Origin of the sequence: Pseudoalteromonas sp. NZS100 (assembly GCF_015864815.1) — a bacterium.
GTDB classification, from domain to species: Bacteria; Pseudomonadota; Gammaproteobacteria; order Enterobacterales; family Alteromonadaceae; genus Pseudoalteromonas; species Pseudoalteromonas distincta.
The window spans coordinates 283,143-296,230 of sequence record NZ_JADYWM010000005.1; the positions used below are offsets into that span (position 1 = coordinate 283,143).

Annotated in this window: 9 protein-coding genes; 8 read left to right on the plus strand and 1 reads right to left on the minus strand. The window is 39.8% G+C overall.

Features of this window, described 5'->3' with window-relative positions:
• Positions 1 to 420: 420 nt before the first annotated feature.
• The 5 genes from I6E69_RS07750 to I6E69_RS07770 all read left to right on the plus strand — a co-directional run bounded on the left by I6E69_RS07750 (position 421) and on the right by I6E69_RS07770 (position 7,711).
• Positions 421 to 2,010 (plus strand): ABC-F family ATPase, encoded by a 1,590-nt coding sequence (locus I6E69_RS07750; RefSeq protein WP_076914937.1) that lies wholly within the window; start codon positions 421 to 423, stop codon positions 2,008 to 2,010.
• 151 nt (positions 2,011 to 2,161) lie between these two features.
• A complete protein-coding gene (gene purE / locus I6E69_RS07755; protein ID WP_002962540.1) occupies positions 2,162 to 2,644 on the plus strand; it encodes a 5-(carboxyamino)imidazole ribonucleotide mutase in 483 nt (160 codons plus the stop codon).
• Between the two features lie 2 nt (positions 2,645 to 2,646).
• Positions 2,647 to 3,798: a 5-(carboxyamino)imidazole ribonucleotide synthase gene (locus tag I6E69_RS07760; protein WP_197120972.1), complete on the plus strand. Its 1,152-nt coding sequence runs from the start codon at positions 2,647 to 2,649 to the stop codon at positions 3,796 to 3,798.
• 112 nt (positions 3,799 to 3,910) lie between these two features.
• Complete coding sequence (locus I6E69_RS07765; RefSeq protein WP_197120973.1) at positions 3,911 to 5,074, plus strand: endonuclease/exonuclease/phosphatase family protein; 1,164 nt, start codon at positions 3,911 to 3,913, stop codon at positions 5,072 to 5,074.
• A 132-nt stretch (positions 5,075 to 5,206) separates the two neighbouring features.
• Positions 5,207 to 7,711, plus strand: coding sequence for a prolyl oligopeptidase family serine peptidase (locus I6E69_RS07770; RefSeq protein ID WP_197120974.1), 2,505 nt, complete (start codon positions 5,207 to 5,209; stop codon positions 7,709 to 7,711).
• An 89-nt stretch (positions 7,712 to 7,800) separates the two neighbouring features.
• Here the strand turns inward: I6E69_RS07770 and rrtA are convergent, their stop codons facing one another.
• Positions 7,801 to 8,385: a rhombosortase gene (gene rrtA / locus I6E69_RS07775; RefSeq protein WP_197120975.1), complete on the minus strand. Its 585-nt coding sequence runs from the start codon at positions 8,383 to 8,385 to the stop codon at positions 7,801 to 7,803.
• A gap of 97 nt (positions 8,386 to 8,482) precedes the next feature.
• Between rrtA and ggt the strand changes: the two genes are divergently transcribed.
• The 3 genes from ggt to I6E69_RS07790 all read left to right on the plus strand — a co-directional run bounded on the left by ggt (position 8,483) and on the right by I6E69_RS07790 (position 12,978).
• A complete protein-coding gene (gene ggt, locus I6E69_RS07780; RefSeq protein WP_197120976.1) occupies positions 8,483 to 10,261 on the plus strand; it encodes a gamma-glutamyltransferase in 1,779 nt (592 codons plus the stop codon).
• 142 nt (positions 10,262 to 10,403) lie between these two features.
• Complete coding sequence (locus I6E69_RS07785) at positions 10,404 to 12,098, plus strand: NAD-dependent malic enzyme (protein WP_197120977.1); 1,695 nt, start codon at positions 10,404 to 10,406, stop codon at positions 12,096 to 12,098.
• A 154-nt stretch (positions 12,099 to 12,252) separates the two neighbouring features.
• Positions 12,253 to 12,978, plus strand: coding sequence for an SIMPL domain-containing protein (locus I6E69_RS07790; RefSeq protein ID WP_007586691.1), 726 nt, complete (start codon positions 12,253 to 12,255; stop codon positions 12,976 to 12,978).
• The last annotated feature ends 110 nt before the right edge of the window (positions 12,979 to 13,088 follow it).

A 13,088-nucleotide genomic window follows, 5' to 3' on the forward strand; every position in this document is an offset into this window, starting at 1 on the left:
CGATGTGTAAAAATTGTAATTTGAATTATTTTCATCTTGGTTAAAAAGTAGTAACTAGTGTAAAAGCTCTAAAAGTACTTTATTTTCATAAATATAACTTTTTATTATTATAGGGTGAACAAAAATGAGTTAAGTAGACACACAAACACGTTAAAAGTGTTTTTACTCTAATTTGTATCGTAATTTCTAATCTCTTATGCCTGTATGTAAAACATACTTTATGGATTTTAATTAGAATAAGTTGAATAAAAATTAACGAAACCATTAAATCTAATCCGTTATTTTTACTACTAACTACATAGCCATAATAAATGGCTAAAACGAAGTGGTTTGCCTTTAAACTTTCATAGAAAAACAGGCCATTTTGGTTTAAACTGCGCGCAATTTAAATACATCATTACTCCTTTGGAGGGTAGCGCTATTATTAGTACAGCTAATGTCACCATGCAATTTGGTGCTAAACCATTATTTGAAAATATCTCAGCAAAATTCGGCGATGGTAACCGTTACGGTTTAATCGGTGCAAATGGTTGTGGTAAATCAACATTTATGAAAATTTTAAGTGGTGAGCTTGAAGCGTCTTCAGGTAATGTAAGTACTGATCCTAACGAACGCGTTGCTAAACTTAATCAAGATCAGTTTGCCTACGAAGAATACTCAGTAATCGATACCGTGATTATGGGCCACAAAGAGCTGTGGGAAATCAAACAAGAACGTGACCGTATTTACTCTTTACCTGAAATGAGTGAAGAAGACGGTATGAAAGTAGCCGATCTTGAAACTGAATTTGCTGAAATGGATGGTTACTCTGCTGAATCTAAAGCAGGTGAGCTTTTATTAGGTGTAGGTATTGGCACTGACCAACACTTTGGCCCAATGTCAGAAATTGCACCGGGTTTTAAGCTGCGCGTACTACTTGCACAGGTATTATTTTCAGACCCAGACATTATGCTACTTGATGAGCCTACTAATAACTTGGATATTTACACCATCAAGTGGTTAGAAGACGTGTTAAATCAGCGCGACTGTACCATGATAATCATCTCGCATGACCGTCACTTTTTAAACTCTGTGTGTACACACATGGCCGACATTGACTACGGCGAGCTTCGTATTTACCCAGGTAATTATGACGAATACATGTTTGCAGCAACGCAAGCACGTGAGCAATTACTTAACGAAAACGCGAAAAAGAAAAACCAAATTGCTGAACTTCAACAGTTTGTATCTCGTTTCTCTGCTAACGCATCTAAAGCTAAGCAAGCAACATCGCGTGCTAAACGTATCGACAAAATCCAATTAGACGAAGTTAAAGCATCTTCACGCCAAACGCCGTTTATCCGTTTTGATCAAGAAAAGCAGTTATTCAGAAACGCACTTGAAATGACAAACTTAACACAAGGTTTTGACGACAATACGTTGTTTTCTGGACTTGAAGGTTTAGTAGAAGTTGGCGAACGTATTGCTATTATTGGTGAAAATGGTGTTGGTAAAACAACATTACTTAATACATTAGCAGGGCGCTTAGCCCCTAAAGCTGGTGAGTTTAAGTTCTCGGAAAATGCGAATATTGGTTACTACGCGCAAGATCACGCTGATGAGTTTGCAACCGACATGAACTTGTTTCAGTGGATGGAGCAATGGCAACAAGAAGGCGACGACGAGCAAGTGGTTCGTAGCTTCTTAGGCCGTATGTTATTCTCTCAAAACGATATTAAAAAATCAGTTAAAGTAATTTCAGGTGGTGAGCAAGGCCGCATGTTGTTTGGTAAAATTATGATGCATAAGCCAAACATATTGTTAATGGATGAGCCAACTAACCACATGGATATGGAATCAATTGAAGCGCTTAACTTAGCCCTTGAAGCTTACGAGGGTACATTGATGTTTGTTTCCCACGACCGTCAGTTTGTATCGTCGGTTGCGACCCGTATTTGGGAAATTAAAGACGGTAAAGTTATCGACTTTAGAGGCAACTACGCAGAATACCTAGCGAGTAAAGAAGCTTAATTAGCTATTTACCTGTTAACTCTAAAAAGCCATGTTTAAACATGGCTTTTTTTGTTTTTGTGAGTCGCAATTAAACTTGGTTTGGGTATAATACCCGCCTAAAACCGGACATAAGTCCGCTATTTTTAAAATACATTACTGAGGAGTATTTATGACTGTTGGCATTATTATGGGTTCTAAATCAGATTGGCCAACCATGGAACATGCAGCACTTATGCTAGAGCATTTTGGTATTAAGTACGAAACCAAAGTCGTGTCTGCACACCGCACTCCTCAATTACTTGCTGATTACGCAAGTTCAGCCGCAGAACGTGGTATTAAAGTTATTATTGCTGGTGCTGGCGGCGCAGCGCATTTACCTGGTATGGCAGCTGCTTTTACGTCGCTTCCTGTACTTGGCGTACCTGTAAAATCAAAAGCATTAAATGGTGTTGATTCACTTTTATCTATTTGCCAAATGCCTAAAGGCGTTGCAGTAGGTACGCTTGCAATTGGTGAGCCGGGCGCAGCAAACGCGGGTTTATTAGCTGCACAAATTTTAGGATGTCAAAATCCAGAAATTTTTGCAAAAATTGAAGCTTTTCGTAAAGCGCAAACCGACACTATATTAGCTAATCCAAACCCCGCAGAGTAATAATGAATATTTTAATATTAGGTGCAGGGCAACTTGCACGCATGATGAGCCTTGCAGGCGCGCCGCTTAATTTAAACGTTGTTGCGTACGATGTAGGCAGTAAACAAATTATGCACCCGCTAACCGGTGACATTTATAACACGTCGCTTGAGCAAGCAATATCAAACGCTGATGCCATTACTGCCGAGTTTGAGCACATTCCTGATGATGTTCTAACCCTTTGCTGTAACAGTAATAAGTTTTACCCAGAAAAAGCCGCTATTAAAACCGGTGGCGATCGCTCGCTTGAAAAGACATTGCTTGATAAAACAAACGTAACTTGTGCGCCGTACCAATTAATTACTGAAAAAGCGCATTTAGAACTTGCCGTTAAAACTCTAGGTAAACCACTTGTAATTAAAACATGCCAAGCGGGTTACGACGGAAAAGGCCAATGGCGTTTAAAATCGGATGATCAAATAGACGAAATTTGGTCACAAATGGCTGATTTTATTGCATCAGGCACCGAACTTGCGCCACATACGATTATTGCTGAAAAAATGATCCCGTTTGATCGTGAAGTATCTATTATTGGTGCGCGCGATAAACACGGTAACGTTGCTATTTATCCGCTAACAGAAAACGAGCACACAAATGGTGTATTAACGCTTTCTATTGCCGGTAAAAATAATCAAAGTGTTGAAGCTCAAGCAAACGATGCATTTACAAAAATAGCAAATGAGCTTAACTACGTTGGCGTGTTAGCTATTGAGTTTTTTGATGTACATGGCACGTTACTCGTTAACGAAATTGCACCGCGCGTACATAACTCAGGCCATTGGACGCAACAAGGTTGCCATTGCTCGCAGTTTGAAAACCACATGCGCGCTGTTGCAGGCTTACCGCTTGGTAATACAGAGCTTAAACACATTACCGCGATGATAAACGTATTAGGCCAACCAAGTATTCCAAGTGAAGTATTAAAAACGGTTGATGTAACGAGCCATTGGTACGGTAAAACAGCTAAGCCAGGTCGTAAAATGGGCCATATAAACGTATCGGCTGCTAATATGAGCGAACTAGCAGACAAACTTGGTGAACTTACAGAGTACCTACCAGAGCAAGATTATCCCGGTATTTTAAAAGCAGCTGCCAATTTAGTGCTCAGCGAATAGTTATCATACCTTTATATAAATACCGGCTTAAGCCGGTATTTTTTTGTCATAAAAATGGGCTTTGAATATGTAATACTGTTAAAGTCTAATTTTAAATTTGTGAAGTAAAACAATGAAACTAAAAACAATATCTGGCGTGCTAGCCATTACTGCATTATTTAGCTTAAATACATTTGCATCGGAATCTATTCGTGTTGCAACTTTTAATGTAAGTATGGATGCAACTAATCACACGCCTAAAGGTGAGCAAGTTAAAAGTGATGCTTTAGTTAATGCACTTAAAGCTAACCACCAGCAAATTAAGAACATAGCGGAAATTATTCAGCGTGTTCGCCCTGATATTATTTTACTTAACGAATTTGATTACATCCCAAAAGAGCAAGGCATTGAATACTTTAATCAGTATTATTTAAACGTAAGTCAGCAAAAACAAGCCGCTATTAACTACCCTTACTCTTATATTGCACCAGTAAATACAGGCCTAGCTACCGAGTTTGATTTAGATAACGATGGCAATAAAAATGGCGTGATGGGCGATGCACAAGGCTTTGGCTTTTTTGAAGGGCATTATGGTATGGCTATTTTGTCAAAATACCCAATCGATTTTGATAAAGTAAGAACCCTTCAAACCTTTAAATATAAAGACATGCCAAATGCACAAATGCCTGTGATGCCTAAAACAGGTGAAAACTGGTATAACGCACAAGAATGGCAAACACTTAGGCTCAGTTCTAAATCGTTTTGGGATTTACCTATTAGCGTAAATGATAAAACAATTCATGTTATTGCATCTCACCCAACACCGCCTGTATTTGACGGTGAAGAGGATAGAAACGGCAAGCGTAACCACGATGAAGTAAAGTTAATTGCCGATTACGTTTCAAATGCTAAGTATATTTATGACGATAAAGGCGAAAAGGGCGGTTTAAAAGCTCACTCTCGTTTTGTTATTTTAGGCGATTTAAATGCAGCCCCTGAAGGGGACAAAGCCCGTACAAATACCACCGACCAATTACTTAAAAACCCACTTATCAACGCAAGCTTTGTTCCAAAAAGCGAAGGTGCTAAAGAGCAGTATGATGTGCCTTATGCACAAAATTACAGTGCTAATTGGCAAGCCCGTGTTGATTACGTTTTACCGTCAAACTATGGTTTAAAAATTAAGGACGGTGGTGTGTTTTGGCCTACTAAAACGAGTAGTGAATATCGTTTAATTAAAGATAGAAACGCATCGAGCGATCACCGCATGGTTTGGCTTGATTTGGTAATTGAATAACGCCTGTTAACAAGAGAAGCGCTAGTAAACAGAGCTTTACCCTGTTTAATGGCTATTTATCTTAAAAAATTGCAATAACTTAAGTGCTTCTGCTTAAATACGGCTTAATTATAATAACCGTATAGAAGCACTATGATTTTTAATTTTTCTTCATCTAAAACGTTAGTGGCCTTAGCTGTTGCCTCAAGTGTTATGCTTGCAGGCTGTAGCGCTACCGCTAACACCTCTTCAACACAGCAAAGTGCTTTACCAGCAAGTAAGGTTGCTGCGGTTGTGAACACGCCAGCAGATATCGGCTCACAAAAAATAACGCTAGAACAAGCAATGGCCGATCCTGATTGGATGGGCAATCAGCCAGAGAGCGCTTATTGGGCTAGCGATTCGGCTACTATTATTTATGCTCAAAAAGAGCAAGGTAATACACTACGCAATTTATTTAGCCAATCTGTTACTAGCCAAACAGCAGAGCAGGTAGCTCTTAATAAACTTCATACTGTGGGTTCTAATAAAGCCGTTTATTCTAAAAATAAAACAATGGCGGCTTACACATTTAAAGGCAATGTGTTTGTTAAAAACCTAAAAACCGGTGAACTTAAGCAAATTACAGCTACATCAGCAAACGAGTCTAAACCACAATTTTTAAATAATGGCGATTTAGTTTACCGCCAAGGCAATGTGTTTTTTAAAGTTGATTTAAAAACAGGCTTAACGAGCGAGCTTGCTAACTTAAAACTTACTGATGAGCCAAAAGGAATTGAAGAGCCAAGCACGTATATTGCTAAAGAACAGCATAAATTGATTAAATTTGTGGCGCTTCAACAAAAAAATAAAAAAGATAAGCAAGCGCGCAGTGAGCAAATTAATGAACAAAACGATTCAATTGCTAATACGGCTTACTACTTAGGTGACGGTAATAAAGTTGCAGAAGCACAGCTTTCGCCAAATGGTGATGCGTTATTAGTCGTTGTACAAAAGCAAACAGATTGGCGCGGTGATGGCGATATCATGCCAAATTACATCACTAATGATGCAACCATTGAGCCTAAAAAAGCACGCCGCCGTGTAGCTGACGCTAAAGAAGAAACCTCAAAGCTTGTCTACATCAATTTAACTAACAAAGAGCAAACATCACTTAGCTTTAATACTTTACCGGGCTTTGACGAAGATGTTTTAGCCGCAGTTAAAAAAGAAAATTATGCACGTGATGGTAAAACATATAAGTCTAAAAAGGCGCCTCGTGGCATTAACCTTATTATGGACTGGGGTTTTGAGCAAAGCCCAATAGTATGGAACGATGACGGCTCGCAAGTGGCTATCATGCTCGAAGCATGGGATAACAAAGACCGCTGGCTTGCTACTGTTGATTTTGAAAACAACAAACTTGTGTCGCAACATCGCCTACATGACGATGCATGGATTGCTTATGCGTTTAACGACTTTGGGTGGTTACATAACTCGAACACGCTTTATTACCTATCGGAAGAGTCGGGTTACAGTCAGCTTTATAAAAAACCAGTTAATGGTAGTGCAACCGCGCTAACACAAGGCCAATTTGAGGTTTCTAACTTAACGCTTACCAGTGACAACAGCGCAATTTATTATAAAGCGAATGTTGAACACCCAGGTCTGTACGAAATTTACCGTGTTAACCCGCAAACAGGTAAGAGTGAGCAAGTTACTGACTTAAACGGCATGACCGATTACACGTTAAGCCCAGATGAAACCAAGTTACTCCTTAAGCACTCTACAATTACGATGCCTAATGAGCTTTATGTAGCTGAGGCACAAGCCAATGCAAAAGCAACGCGCTTAACCCATACAGTGTCGGATGAGTTTTTAGCTAAAAAGCTAACTGCACCTAAAATTGTTGCTGTGCCATCGAGCCATACCGAACAACCAATATACGCAAAAGTGTACTACCCAGCTGACTACGTAGAAGGTGAAGTAGGTAAAAATCGCAAAGCAGTTATTTTTAACCACGGCGCGGGTTACTTACAAAACTCACATATGGGATTTTCGGTTTATTTTCGTGAATTTATGTTTCATTCATTGCTCGCTGATGAAGGTTACATAGTAATGGATATGGATTACCGCGCATCTAAAGGTTACGGGCGTGATTGGCGTACCGCGATTTATCGTCAAATGGGCACACCTGAAACACAAGATTTAGCCGATGGCGTTAAATGGATGGCGCAAAATGCCAACGTTGATACCAAAGCAGTCGGCACTTATGGTGGCTCTTACGGCGGCTTTATGACCTTTATGGCATTGTTTACCGCGCCTGAGTTATTTCAGGCAGGTGCGGCACTACGACCAGTTACCGATTGGGCACATTACAACACGGGGTACACTGCTAATATATTAAACCATCCTGATGTTGACCCGATTGCGTATGAGCGCAGCTCGCCAATTTATTACGCTGAGGGCTTAAACAAACGTTTACTCATTAATGCCCCAATGGTTGACGATAACGTGTTTTTTCAAGACTCAGTGCGTTTAGTACAGCGCTTAATAGAGCTTGAAAAACAAAACTTTGAAACAGCTATATTCCCTGTAGAACCGCATGGCTTTGTACAGCCTTCAAGCTGGTTAGACGAATACCGCCGTATTTATAAGTTATTTAAAGAAACGCTTTAATCTTTAACTCTTAAAGTATAAAAACAAAAACGCCGCATTGGTTTAGTTAACTAATGCGGCGTTTTTATTGGGTTGAACAAAATCTAACTTTATTTTTTCTTTTTAAAGAGCTCTATAACCAGTGGTATGGCAAGCAGAGTCCCGCCAATTACACCAATTAAATGTGCATCAATAGCCACAGTGGAGTTAATAAGCTTTCCTATATCAGCATTAGGGCCGCTAAATTGCTCAAACGCTATTTTAATCCATACGCCTATAAATAATAAATAACCCGACTTAAGCCCTACGGTTATATCTTTAACTGCGCCCCAAATAATTACACCATGCAGTAGAGCACTTAATCCGGTGTAAATATGTATGTTTGGGCAAAACCAATAAACACCGAGTCCACACCACAGTGCTAGCGCACTTGTATTAAAAGCGTAGCGAGTAGGGGATGTGTATTCGCCATGTAGTAACCATATTAGTAAAACACCACTGGCATTTAGTCCCAAATGAGCCCAGTTAGCATGAACAAATTGGCTAGAAAAGATTCGCCACAGTTCGCCATCATCAATTAGGCTTCGGTTAAATTCAAGTAAACTATTTAAATCAAATGCAGCAAAAATGGTACTAAAAAGCAACAAAATAATAGGCGGTAATATATAACGAGGTTGAATAGGTAAATTAAGCATTTTATTATATTTTTTTAGTCAAAATTTTTGCATATTGTGCCCGTTTAACTTTAAGATGCCAAATACAACTACGTAATTAAGTGTTTTTAGTATTTTTATGCATTTTAAACTTAACTCATTATTTGCCATTGGACTGTGCGCAGTATCACTGCCTTCATTAGCACAGCAAACAACTCAAATTGAAACTCGCGAACCTGAAGCTGCTACCGGATTAATCCATAAAAAAGTAGTGCAAGGTGATAAATACATGGTCGCTGCGGCAAATCCATATGCCTCAAAAGCCGGTCAACAAATTTTAGCCCAAGGCGGCAGTGCCGTAGATGCTGCGATTGCTACTCAACTAGTGCTTACCTTAGTTGAACCGCAATCCTCTGGTATTGGCGGTGGTACATTTATGATGTATTACAACAAGGCTAACAATAAATTGACTAGTTTTGATGGCCGCGAAACCGCACCTGCAAATGCAGACGAAACGCTGTTTTTAGATAAACACGGTAAAGCCGTTAAATGGATTGAAGCCGTAGTAGGTGGACGCTCTGTTGGTGTACCCGGTATTTTACATGCCTTTGCAAGCGCACATAAACAATACGGTACATTACCGTGGGAAGCGCTTTTTAAACCTGCTATTGAACTTGCAGAGCAAGGCTTTGTAGTTTCGCCGCGTTTACATGGCTTATTAGCCCGACAGTTAAACCCAGGCGTATTGAGCATGCCAATTATTAACGAATACTTTTACCCTAATGGTAAATTAATTGAAGTGGGTAGCGTTAAAAAGAATCAACCACTTGCTGATTTGTACAAAGACATTGCAAAGCAGGGCATTGATGCATTTTACAAAGGCGAAAACGCTAAACAAATGGTGAATGCTGTTCAACACTCTAAAATTGCCCCTGGTAAATTAAGTGTGCAAGATTTAGCAGATTACAAAAGTAAAGAACGCGATGCGGTATGTATTCAATACCGTGCTTATAACGTGTGTTCTATGGCACCACCAAGTAGTGGCGGCGTAGCAGTACTGCAAATGCTTGGCTTGCTTGAACATAAAGATATGAGCGCACTTAAGCCAAATGGCGAAAAGGCGATTCATTACTTTAGCCAAGCTTCGCGTATTGCATTTGCCGATCGCGATATGTACATGGGTGATCCCGATTTTACTCAAGTACCTACACAAGAGCTCTTAAACAAAGATTATATTGCCTCACGCGCTAAATTAATTACCGAAAAAGACCAAAAAGCGGTAGCAGGTAATCCTGTAGGGTACTTAAGTTATGCAATGGATGATTCATACGAGTTACCTTCTACCTCACATGTATCTATTGTAGATAGTAAAGGTAATGCCGTTTCGATGACCAGTTCAATTGAAATGGCGTTTGGCTCTACGGTTATGGTTAATGGCTTTATTTTAAATAACCAATTAACTGACTTTTCGTTATCGCCACGTAAAAATGGCAAGCTTGTAGCAAACCGTGTAGAGGCCGGAAAACGCCCGCGTAGCTCTATGTCACCGGTAATGGTATTTAATAAAGATGGTAGCTTACGCTTAATTGTAGGCTCACCTGGTGGTAGCCGTATCATTGATTACGTTGCACAAGTTGTTGTGGGTGTTATTGACTGGAATTTATCAGCGCAAGACGCCATTAACTTACCGCGTACAACAAATCGTAACGATTACACCAGCCTTGAAAAAGGCACAGCCATAGAAGCCATTGCGCCTGCACTTACCAAACGCGGCCACAATGTACGTATTATTGATTTAAACTCAGGCTTACACGCAGTTGAAGTTAAAAATAATACCTTATATGGTGGCGCTGATCCGCGCCGTGAAGGTGTTGCGTTATCTGATTTAACTGATAATAACGCCACTATCAAATTTTAAATTATGTATAATATGCATGCGGGCAGTGAAGCCCGCATGTATTTTCTCTCAATGGTCTGACTAGCTTAATTGTCGTTGCAATTAAACCTCTAACACTGATAATGACAGATCATAACTTAAGACTCCGTTAAAGCCTGGAAATATGACAACTAATACTGATCCTAACTACTTATATATTCATCATTCTGGCCCTGGCCTAATTGAAACACCGCTATTAAATAAAGGCAGCGCCTTTAGTAAAAAAGAACGCGAAAATTTCAATCTTGCTGGTTTACTTCCTCCTCGCTTTGAAACAATAGAAGAGCAAGTTGAGCGTTGTTATCAGCAGTATTCTAGCTTTACCGACAACCTTAATAAGCATATTTACTTACGTGCGATTCAAGATAACAACGAAACACTTTACTACCGTTTAGTACGTGACCACCTTGAAGAAATGATGCCAATCATTTACACACCGACAGTGGGCGATGCTTGTGAAAAATTCTCAGACATTTACCGCAGTGCACGTGGTTTATTTATTTCGTATGAAGATCGTTACCAAATTGACGACATTTTACGCAACGCTACCAAAGGTAAAGTAAAAGTTATTGTTGTAACCGATGGCGAGCGTATTTTAGGCCTAGGCGATCAGGGTATTGGTGGCATGGGTATTCCAATTGGTAAATTGTCACTTTACACTGCGTGTGGTGGTATAAGCCCAGCATACACATTGCCTGTAATGCTTGATGTGGGTACTAATAACGAAAAGCTTTTAAACGATCCTATGTACATGGGTGCACGCCATAAGCGTATTGCTCAAGAGGAATACGATGAGTTTTTAGATTTATTCATTAAAGCGGTTAAACGTCGCTGGCCGAATGTATTACTTCAGTTTGAAGATTTTGCACAGCCAAATGCAATGCCATTACTTAAGCGCTACCGCAATGAAATTTGTAGTTTTAACGATGACATTCAAGGTACTGCGGCTGTAACAGTCGGTTCTTTACTTGCTGCGTGTCGCGTTAAAAATTCAACCCTAAGCCAACAAAAAGTAGTGTTTGTGGGTGCAGGCTCTGCTGGTTGTGGTATTGCTGAGCAAATTATTAGCCAAATGGTTTTTGAAGGTATTACAGAAGCTCAAGCGCGTAGCCAAGTATTTATGGTTGACCGTTTTGGTTTGCTTAGTGAGGGTATGGAAGGCTTACGCGATTTCCAACAAGCACTTGCACAACCTAAAGGCTCTTTAAGTGATTGGACATACAGCGGCGAGTACGCATCACTGCTTGATGTTATGCACTGTGCTGAGCCTGACATTTTGATTGGTGTTTCTGGTCAACCTGGCTTATTTACAGAACAAGTAATACGCGCTATGCATGCCGGTTGTGAACAGCCAATTATTTTCCCATTAAGTAATCCATCTAAGCAAGTAGAAGCGCATCCTGCTGATGTGATTAAGTGGACTGACGGTAAAGCACTTGTTGCCACAGGTAGCCCATTTGATCCTGTTGAGTACAATGGCGAGATGTTCCCAATCCCACAATGTAACAACAGTTATATTTTCCCGGGTATTGGTTTAGGTGTTATTGCCGCTAAAGCGACGCGCATTACAGATGCAATGTTAAGTGTGTCTAGCGAAATGCTTGCAGAGTCGTCGCCGCGTGCCAACACAGGTAAAGGTAGTTTATTACCAGCCTTGACTGAAATTGAAACGCTAAGTAAACGTATTGCATTTGCCATCGCTAAAAAAGCAATCGAAGAGGGCGTTGCTCTTGAGATTACGGATGATGCATTATGGGCAGCAATCGACAAAAATTACTGGTTACCAAAATACCGTAACTATAAACGTTGTAGTGTTTAATTTGGTTTATAAGTAATTAAAAGTAAATGGCGTAATAGCATTAGTTACAACGCTTAACAAAAAACAGGCAATTGCCTGTTTTTTTGTGCTTGTTCATATTTAATTAACCACGTACGGTGTTTACTTGCTTTTACATAATTAAAGGATCGACTTAATGAAAACACTGACTCTTGTTTTAGGTAGTGCACTGGCTTTAAACGTACTTAGCTTTGATGCACTTGCGGCAGCGACTCCCGATGCTCCTCATATTTATGTTAAGGGCGAAGCTACTCTTACTACAATGCCAGATTACGTACAGCTTAGTGTAGGTATTACCGAAGTTGATAAAGACTTAATTGCTGCTAAAAATAAAACCGACTTAACTATCGCCAAGGCAATTAAGCTCGTAAAAGAAATTGGTGTTAAAGAGGGAGATATAAACGCAGGGCAAATTTCAATAAACCGTGATAGCCAATACAACCGCACTACCGGTAATCAAGAATTTAAAGGCTTTAAGGTTTCTCGTACGTTAACAGTAAAACTCAGTGATATAAATAAATACCCAGAGTTACTACAAAGCTTAGTTAACAACGGTATTAACGAAATTAATCAAACTCAATTTTTAGCAAGTAACTATAACGAGCTGCATAAAAAAGCGCAAAAGTTAGCAATTAAAGACGCACGTGACGCAGCAAAAGAGTTTAGTGAAGATTATGGCGTTGACTTAAAAGGATTATACAGCGCATCACTGAGTCCACTCAATGTGCAGTCGCAGCCGTACATGCGTGCAGAAAAAGTAATGATGGCTGATAGCGCACCAAGTAACTATGTACCTGATGCCTACCATGCTGGAGAGATTAAAGTAACAGCGTCAAGCTATGCTGTGTACTACATAGATTAAAATATAGGTTCTTCCTAGGGACGATTAACTCTATGTTGCTCGGTTTTTACTTAGCCCACTAGGTTACAAACCTCGCGCCGCGATTTAATCGCCCCTAGATTGAACAAATT

Excerpts from the sequence above, each read along its gene's own strand:
- purE (WP_002962540.1), top strand. The coding sequence starts at position 2,162 with ATGACTGTTGGCATTATTATGGGTTCTAAATCAGATTGGCCAACCATG.
- I6E69_RS07760 (WP_197120972.1), top strand. The coding sequence starts at position 2,647 with ATGAATATTTTAATATTAGGTGCAGGGCAACTTGCACGCATGATGAGC.
- I6E69_RS07765 (WP_197120973.1), top strand. The coding sequence starts at position 3,911 with ATGAAACTAAAAACAATATCTGGCGTGCTAGCCATTACTGCATTATTT.
- I6E69_RS07770 (WP_197120974.1), top strand. The coding sequence starts at position 5,207 with ATGATTTTTAATTTTTCTTCATCTAAAACGTTAGTGGCCTTAGCTGTT.
- rrtA (WP_197120975.1), bottom strand. The coding sequence starts at position 8,385 with ATGCTTAATTTACCTATTCAACCTCGTTATATATTACCGCCTATTATT.
- ggt (WP_197120976.1), top strand. The coding sequence starts at position 8,483 with ATGCATTTTAAACTTAACTCATTATTTGCCATTGGACTGTGCGCAGTA.
- I6E69_RS07785 (WP_197120977.1), top strand. The coding sequence starts at position 10,404 with ATGACAACTAATACTGATCCTAACTACTTATATATTCATCATTCTGGC.
- I6E69_RS07790 (WP_007586691.1), top strand. The coding sequence starts at position 12,253 with ATGAAAACACTGACTCTTGTTTTAGGTAGTGCACTGGCTTTAAACGTA.